Annotated in this window: 15 protein-coding genes and 3 tRNA genes; 7 read left to right on the top strand and 11 right to left on the bottom strand. The window is 51.8% G+C overall.

Translation table 11 applies throughout. The features are described 5' to 3' along the window. Positions 1 to 221: 221 nt before the first annotated feature. The 4 genes from fucO to rhaB all read right to left on the bottom strand — a co-directional run bounded on the left by fucO (position 222) and on the right by rhaB (position 5,233). A complete protein-coding gene (fucO, locus tag J1778_RS20440) occupies positions 222 to 1,370 on the bottom strand; it encodes a lactaldehyde reductase (protein WP_217174720.1) in 1,149 nt (382 codons plus the stop codon). A gap of 248 nt (positions 1,371 to 1,618) precedes the next feature. Continuing rightward, positions 1,619 to 2,443 carry a rhamnulose-1-phosphate aldolase gene (gene rhaD / locus J1778_RS20435; RefSeq protein WP_217174719.1) on the bottom strand — a complete coding sequence of 275 codons (825 nt, stop codon included), beginning with the start codon at positions 2,441 to 2,443 and terminating at the stop codon, positions 1,619 to 1,621. A gap of 52 nt (positions 2,444 to 2,495) precedes the next feature. Continuing rightward, complete coding sequence (locus J1778_RS20430; RefSeq protein ID WP_217174718.1) at positions 2,496 to 3,752, bottom strand: L-rhamnose isomerase; 1,257 nt, start codon at positions 3,750 to 3,752, stop codon at positions 2,496 to 2,498. Next, positions 3,749 to 5,233 (bottom strand): rhamnulokinase, encoded by a 1,485-nt coding sequence (gene rhaB, locus J1778_RS20425; protein ID WP_217174717.1) that lies wholly within the window; start codon positions 5,231 to 5,233, stop codon positions 3,749 to 3,751. The genes J1778_RS20430 and rhaB overlap by 4 nt, the downstream gene beginning before the upstream one ends. A gap of 339 nt (positions 5,234 to 5,572) precedes the next feature. On the opposite strand from rhaB, the gene rhaS reads away from it, so the two are divergent. Continuing rightward, the gene (rhaS, locus tag J1778_RS20420) at positions 5,573 to 6,400 is read left to right on the top strand and encodes an HTH-type transcriptional activator RhaS (RefSeq protein ID WP_217174716.1); all 828 of its coding nucleotides are present in this window, start codon (positions 5,573 to 5,575) and stop codon (positions 6,398 to 6,400) included. 81 nt (positions 6,401 to 6,481) lie between these two features. After that, positions 6,482 to 7,354, top strand: a complete 873-nt coding sequence (gene rhaR / locus J1778_RS20415; protein WP_217174715.1) for an HTH-type transcriptional activator RhaR — start codon at positions 6,482 to 6,484, stop codon at positions 7,352 to 7,354. Between the two features lie 45 nt (positions 7,355 to 7,399). Here rhaR and rhaT read toward each other — a convergent pair whose 3' ends face one another. After that, positions 7,400 to 8,434, bottom strand: a complete 1,035-nt coding sequence (gene rhaT, locus J1778_RS20410; protein WP_217174714.1) for an L-rhamnose/proton symporter RhaT — start codon at positions 8,432 to 8,434, stop codon at positions 7,400 to 7,402. Positions 8,435 to 9,019: 585 nt separating this feature from the next. Next, positions 9,020 to 10,111, bottom strand: coding sequence for a GGDEF domain-containing protein (locus J1778_RS20405; RefSeq protein ID WP_217174713.1), 1,092 nt, complete (start codon positions 10,109 to 10,111; stop codon positions 9,020 to 9,022). A 303-nt stretch (positions 10,112 to 10,414) separates the two neighbouring features. Here J1778_RS20405 and J1778_RS20400 point away from each other — a divergent pair, with 303 nt between their 5' ends. Next, positions 10,415 to 10,696, top strand: a complete 282-nt coding sequence (locus J1778_RS20400) for a DUF1435 domain-containing protein (RefSeq protein ID WP_112289049.1) — start codon at positions 10,415 to 10,417, stop codon at positions 10,694 to 10,696. A 133-nt stretch (positions 10,697 to 10,829) separates the two neighbouring features. Here the strand turns inward: J1778_RS20400 and J1778_RS20395 are convergent. The 4 genes from J1778_RS20395 to J1778_RS20380 all read right to left on the bottom strand — a co-directional run bounded on the left by J1778_RS20395 (position 10,830) and on the right by J1778_RS20380 (position 12,296). Next, positions 10,830 to 10,916 (bottom strand) — tRNA-Leu (locus tag J1778_RS20395). Between the two features lie 40 nt (positions 10,917 to 10,956). After that, positions 10,957 to 11,042 (bottom strand) — tRNA-Leu (locus J1778_RS20390). A gap of 36 nt (positions 11,043 to 11,078) precedes the next feature. Continuing rightward, positions 11,079 to 11,164, bottom strand: a tRNA-Leu gene (locus J1778_RS20385). Between the two features lie 193 nt (positions 11,165 to 11,357). Next, on the bottom strand, positions 11,358 to 12,296 hold the full coding sequence (locus J1778_RS20380; RefSeq protein WP_217174712.1) for a LysR family transcriptional regulator: 939 nt from the start codon (positions 12,294 to 12,296) through the stop codon (positions 11,358 to 11,360). Between the two features lie 125 nt (positions 12,297 to 12,421). Here J1778_RS20380 and J1778_RS20375 point away from each other — a divergent pair, with 125 nt between their 5' ends. Continuing rightward, entirely contained in the window at positions 12,422 to 13,414 is a 993-nt protein-coding gene (locus tag J1778_RS20375; RefSeq protein ID WP_217174711.1) for an aldo/keto reductase, read from the top strand. 4 nt (positions 13,415 to 13,418) lie between these two features. Here the strand turns inward: J1778_RS20375 and rsmC are convergent, their stop codons facing one another. Further along, a complete protein-coding gene (gene rsmC, locus J1778_RS20370; protein WP_217174710.1) occupies positions 13,419 to 14,465 on the bottom strand; it encodes a 16S rRNA (guanine(1207)-N(2))-methyltransferase RsmC in 1,047 nt (348 codons plus the stop codon). Positions 14,466 to 14,579: 114 nt separating this feature from the next. Here rsmC and J1778_RS20365 point away from each other — a divergent pair, with 114 nt between their 5' ends. The 3 genes from J1778_RS20365 to prfC all read left to right on the top strand — a co-directional run bounded on the left by J1778_RS20365 (position 14,580) and on the right by prfC (position 17,140). After that, positions 14,580 to 14,993: a DNA polymerase III subunit psi gene (locus J1778_RS20365; RefSeq protein WP_217174709.1), complete on the top strand. Its 414-nt coding sequence runs from the start codon at positions 14,580 to 14,582 to the stop codon at positions 14,991 to 14,993. Then, a complete protein-coding gene (gene rimI, locus J1778_RS20360) occupies positions 14,962 to 15,405 on the top strand; it encodes a ribosomal protein S18-alanine N-acetyltransferase (RefSeq protein WP_217174708.1) in 444 nt (147 codons plus the stop codon). The genes J1778_RS20365 and rimI overlap by 32 nt, the downstream gene beginning before the upstream one ends. 145 nt (positions 15,406 to 15,550) lie before the next feature. Next, positions 15,551 to 17,140 carry a peptide chain release factor 3 gene (gene prfC / locus J1778_RS20355; protein WP_217174707.1) on the top strand — a complete coding sequence of 530 codons (1,590 nt, stop codon included), beginning with the start codon at positions 15,551 to 15,553 and terminating at the stop codon, positions 17,138 to 17,140. Positions 17,141 to 17,197 lie beyond the last annotated feature (57 nt).

The following is a 17,197-nucleotide window of genomic DNA, read 5'->3' as shown; positions in this document are numbered from 1 at the left end:
CTCCGGTTAGATTATCGGGGGGGAGAGGGAAAGCGCCTCCCCCTGCGAAGGGGGAGGCTGGGAGGGGGTTTTGAAGATAAACGCCTCGTCAAAGTACACTTCAACACATTAGCTTTTATTTAATACCCCACCCCAGCCCTCCCCTTCGCAGGGGAGGGAGCAGACCGAGCTGTTTTCGTGTTTGTTTTAGCTCTCCCCTTTCAGTGGGGGGAGCAAAAAAGTTACATCGCTTTCAGATACAGCTCGCGAACTTCTTCACGCGTTGGTGTTCTCGGGTTACATGGCGCACAGGGATCAGCCAGTGCTTTATCCAGCCAGCCTTCGATATCGGATTCCTTAATCCCCAGTTCTTTAAAACCGGACGGGATCCCCACGCGGGCGGATAATTTACGGATGGTGTCAATAGCCGCCATGCTGGCCTGCGTTTCGCTGATGCTTTGCGTATGCACACCCATTGCGCGGGCGATATCGGCAAAACGGTGCGGAGCAGAAGAACGGTTAAACTCTTCAATGACTGGCAGCAAAATCGCATTACACACGCCGTGCGGCAGATTATGTGTCGCCCCTGGCTGATGCGCCATCGCATGGACCAGTCCAAGACCGGCGCTGTTAAATGCCATCCCGGCCAGATATTGCCCCTGTGCCATTTTCTCGCGAGCTTCAATATCGTCGCCGTGTTCGACGGCTTTCGGCAGCCATTGCGTAATGGTAGAAATGGCGGCGAGCGCAGTCGGGTCAGTCAGCGGATGTGCGCCGAGTGAAACATAGGCTTCAATCGCGTGAGTAAGCGCATCCATTCCGGTTGCCGCGGTAATGCCTGCCGGGATCTTGAGCATAATCGACGGATCGTCAACGGCGATATCGGGGATCAGATTCGCATCAATGATCACTTCTTTCACCTGACGCTGACTGTCGATGATCACCGCATTACTGGTAAGTTCAGCAGCAGTTCCCGCGGTAGTGTTGATTGCGACCAGAAATACACCCGGTTTAGTGACTTTGCCGACACCGGAATACAGGGTGGCGGGGCCAGGATTGGCAGTCAGAATTTTGATACCCTTGGCGGTATCAATCGGGCTGCCGCCGCCGAAAGCGATCAGGTAATCGCACTGGTTTTCCTGATATAAACGGAAACCTTCGTCAACATGAGCCGAGGTCGGATTGGGCACCACGCCACCATAAATAGCGTACGGCATTCCGGCCTGTTTGAGTGCGGAAAACAAGCCGTCGAGCAGACCGAGTTCAATTAACTGGCCGTCGGTGACGATAAGCGCTTTGCCGTGTTGTTTGGCCGCCAGCATCGCAACCATATCTTCGATTGCGCCCTGACCGTGGAGGCTGATTTTAGGAAGTGCCAACATAAAACTCATAAAAATTCCCTCTATTTTTCCCGTCGTACTCCAGGCTGCAGAGGTGTTGGCTGCGTTTAAGAACCCGGATCACAGACTCGTGTCAGCTCATCGGGATTCTTGTCATTGCCGTCTTTCTGCAACCCGCATGACTCAGGGAAAGGTTAAATGATCCATACCTTGCGGTGCTCTGTTTTTGGTCTTCGCCAATCTTAAGCGAGGAGCATCCGTTGCTCCCCTTAAAGAATTATTAAACAGATTTTTTTACATCAGACTTTCAGTGCGGCCTCGAAAGGTGTGACCTCAAAACGTTTGCCGAGGGCAATCAGTTCTTCAGTCTGGATAGTCTGTTTCATGCCACCCATCGAAATCACTTTCACCAGGATCTCTGCTGATTTTTCAGCGGTGTCGATCAGGCCGAATGCATCATCCAGCGTCGGGCCGCAGCCAAAGATGCCATGGAACGCCCACAACACCAGGCTGTGATGTTGCATCTGATCGGAAGTGGCGGCGCCGATGCCGTCGGTGCCCGGCACCATCCACGGCACGATACCCACGCCGTCGGGGAAGACCACCAGACACTCAGTGCTGCATTCCCACAATTTGCGGGTGATTTTGGCACTGTCGAGTTCCAGCACGTAGGTCAGTGCGATCAGGTTGGTCGCATGGCAGTGCATAATCACGCGATCCTGACCGTGAGTAACACGTTTACGGACAGCATGAGACTGAAGATGTGATGCCAGTTCTGACGTCGGCAGACCGCCTGCGGTCAGGCCCCAGAGGATTTTGTAGCTGGCGCCTTTATCATCGAGCTGAATAACGGTCAGCGCTTCTGAAGGTGCGAGTTGCACGTTGCGGAAGAATTTACCGGAACCGGTCACGATGAAGTATTCGTTGGCCAGGTCTGGCGCGTGCTGTGTCAGTTCGACCTGACGCGGTTGGGCAAAGAAATCATTTTTGTAGGGAGCAACGTCTTCCGGTAAAAGACGCATACTGACGTTGCCGCCGTTGCGCTCATCCCAGCCTTTCAGCCACATATCGGTGGTTGCTTTAACCATGCCCTGCACAAACCACGAGTTAAATAATGTTTTCATCAGTTCTTTCCTGCAAATAAGGTGAATGCGTGTCTGTTTTGATCTGCGGTAATTAACGTTTTGCCAGTACGCTGGTTTCGTAGTGGCGAACGGTATCCAGCCACTGGCCGCCAACCGGTACATCGTGACGCTGGCAATACATATCCCACACGGCCTGCCAGGGCAGGGATTTTTGTTCTTCCAGCAATGCCAGACGCGCGGTGTAATCGCCTTCGACTTCCAGCTTTTTCAGTAAGTCTGTCGGTTCCAGCAGCGCTTTGAGCAATGCTTTTTTCATGTTGCGGGTGCCGATAACCCAGGCGGCGATGCGGTTGATCGAGGCATCAAAGAAATCCAGCCCGATATGAACACGGTTAAACAGGTTATGGCGGACAATTTCGCTGGCGATGGCCTGCGTTTCGTCGTCAAGCAACACCACGTGGTCGCTGTCCCAGCGTACCGGACGGCTGACGTGCAGCAGCAGGCGTGGCACATACAGCATGGCGGCGGAAATTTTGTCGGAGATCACTTCAGTCGGATGGAAGTGACCGGCATCAAGGCACAATGCGGTGCCACGGCTTGCGGCGTAACCGAGATAGAATTCGTTAGAGCCGACGGTGTAGCTTTCCGAGCCGATACCGAACAGTTTGCTCTCGACGGCGTCAATGTGTTCGCTCAGATCAAACTTCTCAGAAATGACTTCATCCAGCGCACTCATCAGACGCTCACGTGGTGCGAGACGATCCACTGTGAGGTCTTTCATCCCGTCCGGTACCCAGATATTCATCACGGAAGGCGTGCCCAATGCGCGACCAAATGAGGCAGAGACGCGGCGGCTGGCCTGGCAGTGTTCGATCCAGAACTGACGGACTTCGGGATTAGCACTGGAGAGCGTAAAGCCGTCGGCGCTCATCGGGTGTGAGAAGCAGGAAGGATTGAAATCCAGACCAAGTTTGTTTTTCTTCGCCCAGTCCACCCAGTTAGCAAAATGCTTTGGTTCGATTTCATTACGCGCAACGGGCTTTTCGGATTCCAGATAAATCGCATGCAAATTCAGCCGGTTAGGGCCAGGTATCATCGAGATGGCCAGCTCTAAATCAGCGCGAAGCTGCTGAGCGTTACGCGCTTTACCGGGATAATTACCGGTCGCCTGAATACCACCTGTCAGATTGCCTTCCGGGTTTTCAAAGCCAGCGACATCATCCCCCTGCCAGCAATGGATAGAAACGGGCAGGGTATCGAGTTGCTTGATTGCAGCTTCTGCATCAATACCCAGCTGTGCAAAGCGTTCTTTGGCAAGTGTCCATGCCTGATCGATAGATGAAGTCATACTGCGAGTTCCTCATTGGCGTGACAGAGCGCCTGGAAACGGCGCCAGTGAATAGCGAAATCCGCGTGAATAAGTGGAATGTAGTGGTGTTGCTCAAAATTCGTGGCAACGATGCGACGAAATTCGGCGTTATCTTTGACGGCGTTGAGCGCCATTAGCTGGCAACCGATGTTGCCCAGGGTTGAAGCTTCAACCGGACCTGCGCTGACGCTGACCTGACAGATATCAGCACAAAGCTGGTTCAGGAACTGGTTCTGACTGCCACCGCCGACGATGTGAATATCTTCCAGCGGCGCACCCTGTAAATCAGCAAGTTGCAATGCGATTTTGCGATACAGCATGGCAAGGCTGTCGAAAATACAGCGCGCCAGTTCTGCTGGTGACTCCGGCACCGGATCACCCGCCTGACGACAGGCATCGCGAATGGCATCCACCATGGAGGGCGGATTAATAAAACGATCTTCGTTCGGGTTAATCAGATAAGTGAACGGGGTAACATGTTTGGCAAGTGTGATTAAGGACGGCAGGTCCTGGATATTCAGTTCGCGGCAAACACGCTGGAATAACCACAAGCCCATGATATTTCTCAACACCCGATAGCTGCCGTTAATGCCGCCTTCGTTGGTGATGTTGTCGTGGAGTGCCTGCGCATGGTTGAACGCTTTCGGGCTTTCAATCCCCATCAGCGACCAGGTACCGGAGCTGAGATAGGCGCTGCGTGAACTGGTCAGCGGTGCGGCAACCACCGCGCTGGCGGTATCGTGAGTTGCTACACTAAATACGGGCACGCTGCGTCCGCGAGGGCTTTTCCACACCCCCGGAGAGTTGCCCGGCTGTGTCGGTTTTTGCAACCAGCGGCGTGGCACACCAGCCAGTTTCAGCAAATCTTCATCCCAGTCGCCGGTGGCGAGGTTGAGCATCTGCGTGGTGCTGGCGTTGGTATATTCCCAGTTCAGTTTGCCGGTGAGGCGGTAAAGAAAATAGTCCGGGATCATCAGCATGTGTGCCGCTTTTCTGACGATTTCAGGCTGTTGTTCGCTCAGCGCGCACAACTGATAAAGCGTGTTAAATGGCATGAACTGAATACCGGTTTTCTGGTACAAGTTCTCGCGGCCAAACTGCTGCTCCATTCGTGCCATCACGCCTTCTGTACGGTTGTCACGATAAGCCACTGGCAAACCGACCCGTTGCCCCTGTTCATCAAGCAGCACGTAATCCACACCCCAGGTATCAATGCCAATACCGTCAAGCTGAACGCCGGATGCGTCGAGGCGATTCAGCCCCTCAAGAATGTGTTTCTCCAGCGCATCAAGATCCCAGGTATCGTGGCCATCAACGCGGATCAGGTTATTAGAAAAACGGTGGATCTCTTTCAGTGTCAGCGTCGCTGCCGGCTGCGGATCCTGACGGGTAAACGTCGCCAGCATCACCCGACCGCTGGAAGCGCCGAGGTCAATAGCGGCAAGATGGTGAGTTCTCATAGCGGCCATTCCTTATTGAATATGTGGCCAGTGTAGGGGAGGCGTTGTGGGGGTACCTTCCGGTGATTGCCACCGGTTTTGGCGGGATGGCAGCATTAAAAAGGTAGATGCGAGGCAGATCACATTACGGTTCAAAGCTGGCTGAAACAGCGTTTTTCCGCGTCTGCGTAATGCGGCCAGGCGATTGTGATCTTTGCCGCAGATCTGCATTACGACAGGGGGAATCTTTGAAATATGACCGTTTATGACGTTTTTAACGCTGCGGTTTGAAGGTAAGAAGGCGGGGCACAAGGTAGGGTTGTTTTCCGACACACAATGATTTTGAACCGGAGGCGATAAATGACGTTACTGAGAGGTGATGATTATTTTGCGGCACCTGAATTGACCGTGACGGTTGAACGGCGGCTTCCGCAAGACGTATTCCCGGAGCATTACCATGATTTCCACGAGATTATGCTGGTGGAAAGCGGCTCGGGTGTGCACATTTTTAATGACAATCCCTACACTTTGACCGCCGGTACAGTTTGTTTCGTCCGTGCCAGCGATCACCATCTTTTTGAAAATGTGGATAATCTTCGTCTGACCAATGTGTTGTTCCGTTCACCGAAAGCGTTCCGTTTTATTCAGGACGTCGGTCATTTTTTGCCGCAGGAACATCATTATCAGTCGCAGATCCACTGGCAGCTCAGCCCGTGCGTACTGCAACAGGTACTGAACTGCATTACTCAACTGGAAGCATTGCCGGACAGCGTTGAGATGGAACACATCGCCACGCGCGAAAGTCTATTTTTGCAACTGCTGATCTTGCTTTATCAGGATTGTTTCCAGCCACAATTGCGAGATACCTCGGAAAACCGTGTCAATCAGCTTTTGCAATGGCTCCAGTCACATTACAGTGAGGATGTTAACTGGACCGAAGCCGCAGAACGTTTTTCGCTGGCGCTGCGAACCCTGCACAGGCAGATGAAGCATTACACCGGCATGACGCCGCAGCGTTATCTCAACCGGCTGCGTTTACTTGAAGCGCGCCGTCGTTTACATCATAGCGATCAAAGTATTACCGATATCGCTTATGCCTGCGGGTTCAGTGACAGTAACCACTTCTCGACACAATTTCGTCGGGAGTTTTCGGTGTCGCCCAAACTCATGCGTGATCAGTTGCGTTAAACGGCACCTCTCGCAGTTTCAGGTTTGTTTATCTGAACTGCCTCGTTTATTTTGTCGTCAAACGGGTATGAGATTGCCGCTATGTCGCTAAGACTTTTTAAAAATGACTTCTTTCTGACAGGAATGAATTCGGTTGTGGTGGCGGAACGTCATCCACAGGTGGATTTCCCCAGTCACGATCATGATTTTGACGAGCTGGTGATTGTCTGGCGCGGCAACGGCCTGCATATCTGGAACGATATCCCTTATCCCATCACCTGCGGTGACTTGTTTTATATTAATTCGCGGGATCGCCACAGTTATGAATCGGTCAACGAACTTGCGCTGGATAACGTGCTGTTTTGCCGTGATCGCTTCGGACTGGCGGCAGACTGGTCGCAATTATTACCCGGCGAGAATGTCAGTCAGGAGCAACGCTACTGGCGGCTGAGTACGCTCGGAATGTCTGTTTTACGCGATAAAGTGGATGAACTGGCAAAAGAATGTATGAAGTCTGAGCCGCTTTCCGTGCAACTGAGCGAAGCGTTACTGCTGCAACTGGCACTGTTATTACTGCGTTTTCGCCAGCGGCCTGACAGCGGGGCATTACCAGATGCCCATCAGCTGGATTTATTGCTGATGGCGCTGCGAGCAAACATCTCTGAATCGTTTCACCTGGAGACGTTCTGCCAGCAGCATGAGCTGAATCCCCGTGCTTTACGCGCGTTGTTTAAGCAGCATACCGGCATGAATGTGAGTCATTATTTGCGTCAGCTGAGGCTTTGCCGGGCGATGAGTCTGTTGCGCTATGGCAACATGACGATCAGTGATGTCGCGGCAGAATGTGGCTTTGATGACAGTAATTATTTCTCAGTGGTCTTCAGCCGCGCCTGTGGAGTATCGCCGCGTGATTACCGGCAGCGCTTTATCGGGCAGGGTGGAAAAACATCTTTGTCGCTGATGACGGCAGAATAATTTCTGCCGTTTTTATTGAGCGGTCTTTTAAAGTATGTGGTGGATTTACATCGCCATTCCCAGACCGACGATATTCGCCGCCAGAATAATCACCAGCGCGCCGATACACAGAACACGCACCGGTTTTTTACCGACACCCAGCCATTCTTTCAGCACCAGACCCACGATGCCGCCGCACAGTACGTAGAAGCTCATGTGCAACATCCAGCTCATATAATCATATTCTGCCGGTATGCTGGCGTGGCCCCAGGCGTAGAAGAAGAACTGCAGATACCACATCACGCCGCCAATAATGGAAAAAATAGCATTGGTGAGCAGCAGGGATTTTGCCACAGACATATCAGCCCGGAACGAAATGGTTTTGCGGGTTGCCAGACGGATGAAGCAGAAACCCAGGTTCACGATGGCGCCGCCGCCCATGATCACAACGTAACTCGGCAGTGCGACATACAGCGGGTCAATACCCAGTTCGCGCGCGGCCTCATGCATCGGGACAGCGGCACTCATGGCAAAAGACATACCGGCTGAGAAAATCCCGCACAGCACCGCCAGAATCAGCCCTTTTCGCAGATTGAACTCTTCGGCTTTGATACCCAGTGCTTTTTCTTTCAGGAAGCCTGCGTAGCTGACAATGGCTACGCCGATAACCGCAACAAATACACCGAGCAGCGTAAGCTGGCCGCCGGTTGTGCCAAACAGCATGCCAATTTTACCCTGGAGAATTGGTGTCATCAGCGTGCCGATAATCAGGGTAATGCCGATCGCGATGCCGATCCCCATCGACATGCCGAGATAGCGCATGGTCAGGCCGTAGTTGATGTTGCCGATGCCCCACATGGCGCCAAACAGGAAAACAGGCAGCAGTGTCGCGAAGGTGAATGAACCGTAATAGGACCAAAAATCAGGCAACAGAACGTAGCTGACGGCCCACGGCAGAATGATCCAGGAAAAGAAGCCGCCCAGCGACCACATGGTTTCCCATGACCAATGTTTTACTTGTTTGAATGGCGCATAGAAGCAAGCTGCGCTGGCTGCTCCTATCAGATGCCAGATAATCCCTAACACTATCGAACTGTTCATGCACTGGACCTTTTATTATGTAGAGTGATGAGATAAGCAAAAGCGCTGCTATTAACTGATCCTTCAGAAACAAGGCAGCGGCTGGGCGATAGTGTAAGAAGTGTCCGTCAGAGCGACCTTCCGGTCAGTGCCACGGGAAAATAAGCGCTGGCACTCGCCGGAAGGTCAGGGTGAGTCAGTTCACAGATTAACAAATGGCGCGAATAATGAAGTTAAAACAAGAGAGTAGCGTGATTTTTGGCGCAGGGAATGAGAAGGCTGGTGCCGCAGGCAGGTCGGTCACTACATTGAAAAAATGACGTTTAGGATTATCTTTATCGGGGTTATTAAGGCAAGGCCGAACGATGACTATGGATTATTTAAGCAGATTGATGAAATCGAAAAGTAACATTGTTCAGTAACATTCGACATGATAAATAAGCTGTTTAGCTTTCAGCCAGAATCGTTAATCTGGCTGAAAGCTGAATGATTATGCAAAATAAATGAATGTCCGGCATTTAATAACGACTTTTTGTCCAATTTAAATATGTCGCAGGAAAATAAAAACAATAAACCCGCTGTTATCATTGTTACTATCAAACACCATCAGGCCATTCTTTCTTCAATGGATGCCTCAACGGTTTCCTCTTCCCACGCATAAAATATCTTATTGCGTCCGCTATTTTTTGCGTGATAGAGAGAGGTATCTGCTTTGCCTAAAGCCTGAATAAAGTCACCTTCCTCCAGTGCAGCCAGCCCGGCACTGACTGTGACGTGGGTCGAGACCTGCGCATTAAACAAATGCGGGATATTCAGCCCGAGGACTTTATTCTGGATACGTTCGGCCATGCGAACTGCGTGTTCCTGTTGCACGTTGGACATCAGCACCAGAAATTCTTCTCCGCCGTAGCGCACAACCACGTCGCGCGAGCGCACGGCATCACGGATGGCAGCTGACACGCGCACCAGCGCCTGGTCGCCCATTGTATGACCATAGTTGTCGTTGTAGGCTTTGAAGTGATCGATATCCAGCAGCATGACGTAGTGACCGGAGGCCTGATTAAACAGGGTTTCCAGCTTGTTTTGCAGTCCGCGGCGATTGTACAGACCCGTGAGCGGATCCAGCATGCTCAGGTCGCTGAATTTCTCCCGCTCACTGTACAGGTTGGACAACATTCGGCGTGTAAATTCATCGCTGCGTTTTAACATCAGATGATGCAACCATAACCCTATCAGCGGCAGGGAAACGGTAAACAAGATACGCCCGACATGCTGAAAATCGTCCAGAAAGATGACGCAAATAGTCGAAGGTACTGCATGAAGGCAAAAAGCCAGAAAATTATCTGATAAAGCGATAGCACTGATAAAGAATATACTGAGTAAGCTGACCAGAAGATAATTTTTATCTGTCTGACCAATTTCAGCAAAACGAAATGCTATTTGCCATCCCCATAGCAGACCGACGATGACGGAACACATATTCAGATGGGCAGAAAAATTTTTCTTACTTAAATATGAAAATATTAACCCCGCGCAGCAAAGAGCAAAAATCAAGACTAGCGGAAAAGGCATTGAGGATGAGCCTTCTGGCGGATAAACCATAGAAAATAGTGCAGTGGCACTATTTAAAAAAAAGAATAGCAACATCGCCAGCCGATGTTTGCTTTTCAGCAGCTCATCATAGGAATGAGATATCATCAAATTTACTCTATTTAGCGTGTGTTGGTCTGAATAGATAAAGTGTCTTATCGCCTAATACCGCGGTTGTATTCCGTGTAAACAGGCTAATAGTTCTAACAGGTAATTATTAGGAATCAATAAAGGTCTTATTAGTGTCACTATTTTAATAGGGCTGCATGAGCTAATTTGTTTTACGGCTCCAAAATTAGCACTTTTGTCGTCAGGTGTCACCCTAACGGAGGGCACCGCTGCAAATAGGTGGTAAATGAGAAAAAATCCTATATGATATTGGTTCTCATTATCAACGTTTGGAGCAGGGTTATGATACCGGCGATTGTCATAGCATGTGGGATCTGGGCGGTTGTCTGGATATTGGGTAAGCGTCTCACCAGTGGCTGGGGTGTGTTGCTGCCCTGTGCGCTGATGCCTTTGCTGGCGCTGACGCATATGACGCTCGACCAGCTGCGGATGCTGGTGGTAGTCGCAATGCTGGCGACGCTGGTCATGTTGTTTCATCGTACGCTGCGTCACTATATGCTGTTGCCGTCGTTTATGGCGCTGGCAGGCGGACTGGCGGCGGTCACGTTGAATTTTAGTCTATAGTGATAAGTGATTGTTACTGAAAAGGAATCAAAAGAGATGAAAAACAGGAAGCACAGTAAAGCCGCTGGGATTTTTTATTTTCTGAAAACGAGAGAGTTGATGCAGGAAGGAAAAGCCGGAGAACAGAATCATGTGGTGCGAAGAGAGGGACTTGAACCCTCACGTCCGTAAGAACACTAACACCTGAAGCTAGCGCGTCTACCAATTCCGCCACCTTCGCACAGATGATTTCTGCTTACTGCTGATTTATATCACCGGAGTGGTGCGAAGGGAGGGACTCGAACCCTCACATCCGAAGGACACTAACACCTGAAGCTAGCGCGTCTACCAATTCCGCCACCATCGCGTACCGTGCCGTGCAATATAAATCTTGTGGTTGTTTTGGTGCGAAGGGAGGGACTCGAACCCTCACATCCAAAGGACACTAACACCTGAAGCTAGCGCGTCTACCAATTCCGCCACCATCGCTTCCAATTGATTACTGTGTTGATGCATTCATCGGAATGTCATCAGCAAGTAACACAACCACGGGGGCGAATTCTAGAGATTTTCCCACAGGCGTCAATAGTTATTTCCCCCATTCCGGGCGTTTGATGTAAAAAACAGCATATTCACCGTGAATGATTCAATGTGTCAGAGAGTACTCAGGGTAATCGATGGTTTAATCAACGATTTTACCCGGAATGGCTTTCTGATTGTCCGGTTGAACGGGGCTGGAAAACAACGCGATCAACCAGTCGAGCAGCACACGGATCCTCGGCGCAAGAAAACGGCCAGGCGAGTACATGATGTATAACGGCATCGGTGGCGGAAGATGCTGATGTAATACTTCCACCAGTTCGCCCTTTTCCAGTTCCTGAGCCATCGCCAGTTCGGAAGCCTGTATCAGGCCGAAACCGGCTTTTGCGGCGGCGACATAAGCATCAGCGCCGCTGACAGTCAGTTTGTCCGGTAATTGCCGCTTTACAACCTTTCCGCCTGTCACGAATTCCAGATGCGAATCTGCCCGCTGATGGGCAAAAAAGTAGCCTACGGCTTGGTGTCCGGCGAGATCCTCCGGCGTTTCAGGTATGCCGAATTTCGCCAAATACTCAGGTGAGGCACAGGTGATTTGTTTCAAATCCGCCAGATGGCGCGACTGTAAATTGTCATCTTCTGAAGGCCAGGCGCGCACGACACAATCCACACCCTGATCGAGCAGGTTGATCGCGTTGTCATTGGCGCTGACGCTCAGGGTCATTTGCGGATAGCGCTGGTAAAACCCCGGCAACGCGGGGATCACCATCACACGTGCCAGAGAATGCGGCATGTCGATGCGGACAATGCCTGCGGGCTGATTTTTATGATGCGCAAAAAGGGCGTCGGATTCTTCCAGCGCCGAGATCAGTTGCAGACAGCGCTGGTAGTAAATTTTGCCTTCGTCGGTGATTTTCACCTGCCTCGTGGTGCGTAAAAACAGGCGGACACCCAGACGTTGTTCAAGGCGTTTAAGCGTGGTACTGACCGTGGCGCGGGGCAGATTCAGGTCTTCCGCTGCACGGCTAAAACTTTCCAGTTCGGCAATACGGATGAAAACTCTCATCGCCTGAATTTGGTCCATAACGTCCCCGCTGATTGTTTGCGATTTATGAACAGTGTTGCACGTTTTCGCTGATTTATCTTTTCTGACATAACAACCACACTTCACTTCGTTACTTCTCTCTTAGAGTCAAAAAGGAAAATTCGATGAAACAACGTCAGCTGGGTAAAAACGGTCCGATGGTGTCAGCCCTGGGGCTGGGCTGCATGGGCATGAGCGACTTCTATACCACCGGTCTGGATGATAAAGAATCGATGGCAACGCTGGAGCGTGCGCTGGAAATGGGCGTGACGATGCTGGATACCGCCGACATGTATGGCCCGCATACCAATGAAGAACTGCTCGGGCGTTTTCTGAAAGGGCGTCGCAATCAGGTCTTTTTAGCCACCAAATTCGGTATTGTGCGCGATCCATCCAATCCGCAGGTGCGCGGGACCAACGGCCATCCGGACTATGTCCGCAAATCGGTAGAAGGCAGCCTGAAGCGTCTGGGGACTGACGTTATCGACCTCTATTATCAGCACCGTCCGGATCCCACCGTGCCGGTCGAAGACACCATGGGCGCACTCTCCGATCTGGTGCGGGAAGGCAAGATCCGTTATATCGGGCTGAGCGAAGTGCCGGTGAACATTCTTGAACGGGCGCATAAAGTGCATCCGGTCACCGCGCTGCAGACGGAATATTCGCTGTGGTCACGTGATGTGGAAGCCGATATTTTACCGGCGTGTGAGCGTCTGGGGATTGGTTTTGTGCCTTACAGCCCGCTGGGTCGGGGTTTTCTGACCGGACAAATCCGTTCAGTGGACGATCTGGATTTGGATGACTACCGCCGCGACAGCCCGCGTTTTCAGGGGGACAACTTCGCGAAAAATCTGCAACTGGCGGAAAAAATCAGTGAACTGGCGCAGGAGAAAGGGGTGAAACCCTCGCAGCTGGCGCTGGCGTGGGTACTTGCACGTGGCGACAACATAGTGCCGATCCCTGGCACCAAACATCGTCATTATCTTGAGGAAAACATCGCCGCGCTTGATGTCTCCCTGAGTGAAGCCGAAATCGCGGCGATCGAAGCAGTGTTTCCTTTCCGCGTAGCAGCGGGTGATCGCTACAACGCGGAACTGATGCGTTTCCTCAGCGTCTGACTGATTAACGTTTTTTCTTTTTCAAATCGCGCGGCGGACGGCCACGGACGGCTTTATAAACCTTAAAGCGGCCGTTCTGTGCCAGCACTTCATGGCTGCCAAACGCATCATCGAGCAGGGCGGCATACGGCAGGAAGGCATTAGCCACAATGCGCAGTTCACCGCCAATGTTCAGATGGCCCACTGCGCCACGGATCAGTTGCTCAGCCGCTGTCAGGCTGGTTTGCAGACCTTCGTGGAATGGCGGGTTGGAGATGATCATGTCAAAACGACCGGCAATGTCGGAATAGACGTTGCTCGCGATCACTTCACCTGGCAGGTCGTTCGCCGCCAGTGTGGCGCGGCTGGCTTCGATAGCGGCGGCGCTCACATCACTGAGCGTGATTTTCATCTTCGGCGAGTACATGGCGAGTACAGAAGCCAGCACGCCGGAACCGCAAGCCACATCCAGCACTTTGCCTTTCACCGGTTCTTCAAACGTGTTGATCAGCAGCAGACTTCCGCTGTCCAGACCTTCACGGCTGAACACGCCCGGCAGAGTTTTAATGGTCACTTCTTCAACCATGTAATGATCCCACCAGCCGTCAGCATCAAATTCAGGCTGCTTTTCCAGACGACCATGATACAAACCGCAACGACGTGCGCTGTCGACTTTGCTCAGTTCACACAGACCTTCCAGCGTGGTTTCCGCACTGCGTACGCCACTGCGGTTTTCGCCGATGACAAACACATCAATGCCGACCGGCAACTGTGAAAGTAAGTTGAACAGCTGGAATTTCGCTTCCAGTTTGCTCTTCGGCCAGTAATACACCAGCACATCGCACGGCGCGATAAACTCAGCATCTGCCACTAAACCAAACTGAACGTTTTCACCCAGCGCTTTGCTGAGCATCTGCCAGTGGTGATACATATTGGTGTGGACGCGAACTTCTTCGGCGTCGATTTCAGCAGGCAGGCTGTCTTGTAAGTCGCCGGCGAATAATACACGGCGACCTTCGAATTCTTCGCTATGGCGCAGTATGACTTCGCTGGCCGGAGTTAATGCAGACATCAGGGTGAGGCTCCTCAGGAATTAGCTGGCGATTATAGAGGTTTATTGGCGCATGTTCGATGTGTTTGCTAGCATAGCCGGGCTTTTTCGGTATTCAACGGGCAGGAAACAGGCATGGCATCCAGACGAGACACACTGTTACAGCAACTGGGGATCACCCAGTGGACGCTGCGCCGGCCCGCGGTTTTACAGGGCGAAGTGGCGGTCAGCCTGCCTGCAGACACTAAACTGCTGATTGTGGCAGATGTTCCCCCGGCGGAAGATGACCCGCTGGTTAGCGATGTCCTGCGCAGTCTGGCACTGAACGCACAGCAGGTTTATCGTCTGACGCCGGAGCAGGTCACTATGTTGCCTGAAGATACCCGCTGCAATATCTGGCGACTGGGGTTAAGCGAACCGCTGACTCTCGCCGGTCCGCAGTTATCCAGTCCGGCTCTGGCCGAACTTTATCAAGACGCCGGCGCAAAACGCGCGCTCTGGCAGCAGATCTGTGAAAATGAACAACATTTCTATCCTGACCACCGCTGATCTTCCCCGTGCATTTGAAATTGAGCAGGCCAGCCATGCCTTTCCGTGGACGGAAAAAACGCTGGCCAGCAATCAGGGCGAGCGCTATCTGAATCTCAAGATCATGCAGGACGAAGTGATGGCCGGTTTTGCTATCACCCAAATTGTCCTCGACGAAGCGACGCTTTTCAATATTGCCATCGATCCGGCTTTTCAGCGTCAGGGCTTAGGCCGCACATTGCTGGAAGAAGTGATACAACAGCTTGAGCAGAAAGATGTTTTCACGTTATGGCTCGAAGTCCGCGCCTCTAACGCTAAAGCGATCGCGCTCTATGAAAGCCTGGGCTTTAACGAACTCTCCGTTCGCCGCAATTACTATCCCGCCGCACAAGGCCGCGAAGATGCCATTATGATGGCGCTGCCGCTGGGATAGAGTACAAAAAACCATTGATTGCCCATCCCGGCTAAATCAGTGAAAATAGCCGGCTATAACTTTTATTACCGCTTTGCCTGACGTCATCTTCTGACGTGATGTGAAATCCTATGCAGGGCGGACCAACCGCAGAAACGTGAAAAACATGTCTCCAAGTGAATACGCCCTTGAAGTGGCCAAGCGCCGCACATTTGCCATCATCTCTCACCCCGATGCCGGTAAAACCACTATTACTGAAAAAGTTCTGTTATTCGGACAGGCGATTCAGACCGCCGGTACGGTAAAAGGCCGCGGCTCCAGCCATCACGCCAAATCCGACTGGATGGAAATGGAAAAACAACGTGGTATCTCCATTACCACGTCCGTGATGCAGTTCCCGTACAAACAGTGTCTGGTTAACCTGCTCGACACCCCGGGGCACGAAGACTTCTCCGAAGATACCTACCGTACCCTGACCGCCGTTGACTGCTGTCTGATGGTGATCGACGCCGCAAAAGGTGTCGAAGACAGGACCCGTAAGCTGATGGAAGTTACCCGTCTGCGTGATACGCCGATCCTGACTTTTATGAACAAACTCGACCGTGACATCCGTGATCCGATGGAAGTCATGGACGAAGTGGAGCGCGAGCTGAAAATTGCCTGTTCTCCGATTACCTGGCCGATCGGCTGCGGTAAATTGTTCAAAGGGGTTTACCACCTCTATAAAGATGAAGTGTATCTGTATCAGACCGGTAAAGGTCATACCATCCAGGAAGTTCGCGTCGTGAAAGGCCTGAATAATCCTGAGCTTGATGCTGCGGTTGGCGAAGATCTGGCTTTGCAACTGCGTGAAGAGCTGGAACTGGTTCAGGGTGCATCCCATGAATTCGATCACGAAGCTTTCCTGCAGGGCGAACTGACGCCGGTGTTCTTCGGTACCGCACTCGGTAACTTTGGTGTCGATCACATGCTCGACGGTCTGGTGGACTGGGCGCCTGCGCCGATGCCACGTAAAACTGACCTGCGCGAAGTGAAAGCCGATGACGAGAAATTCACCGGGTTTGTATTTAAGATTCAGGCCAACATGGATCCGAAACACCGTGACCGCGTGGCGTTCATGCGTGTTGTGTCCGGTAAATATGAAAAGGGCATGAAACTGCGTCAGGTGCGTACCGGTAAAGACGTGGTGATTTCCGATGCGCTGACCTTTATGGCTGGCGATCGTTCACACGTAGAAGAAGCCTATCCGGGCGATATCATCGGTCTGCACAACCACGGTACGATTCAGATTGGCGACACCTTCACTCAGGGTGAGAACATGAAGTTCACCGGCATTCCTAACTTCGCCCCTGAACTGTTCCGACGTATCCGCCTGCGTGACCCGCTGAAACAGAAACAGTTGCTGAAAGGGCTGGTACAGCTTTCAGAAGAAGGTGCGGTACAGGTCTTCCGTCCGATCTCTAACAACGATTTGATCGTTGGTGCGGTCGGTGTGCTGCAGTTTGAAGTGGTCGTGGCGCGTCTGAAAAGCGAATATAACGTCGAGGCGATTTACGAATCGGTGAACGTTTCCACCGCGCGCTGGGTGGAATGCAGCGACGTGAAGAAGTTCGAAGAATTCAAACGCAAAAACGAAACTAACCTGGCACTGGATGGCGGCGATAATCTGGCGTATATCGCACCCACCATGGTGAACCTGAATCTGGCTTCAGAGCGTTATCCTGAAGTGAAATTCCGCAAAACCCGCGAACATTAATCTGTTCCAATTTCTGAAAAGGCGACATTTATGTCGCCTTTTTTATTACGGCTTAAT

The sequence above is a fragment of the Rahnella bonaserana genome, assembly GCF_019049675.1.
In the GTDB taxonomy this organism is placed as follows: Bacteria; Pseudomonadota; Gammaproteobacteria; order Enterobacterales; family Enterobacteriaceae; genus Rahnella; species Rahnella bonaserana.
The sequence above is the reverse complement of the archived record's forward strand: the minus strand, read 5'-3'. Positions and strand labels throughout refer to the sequence as shown.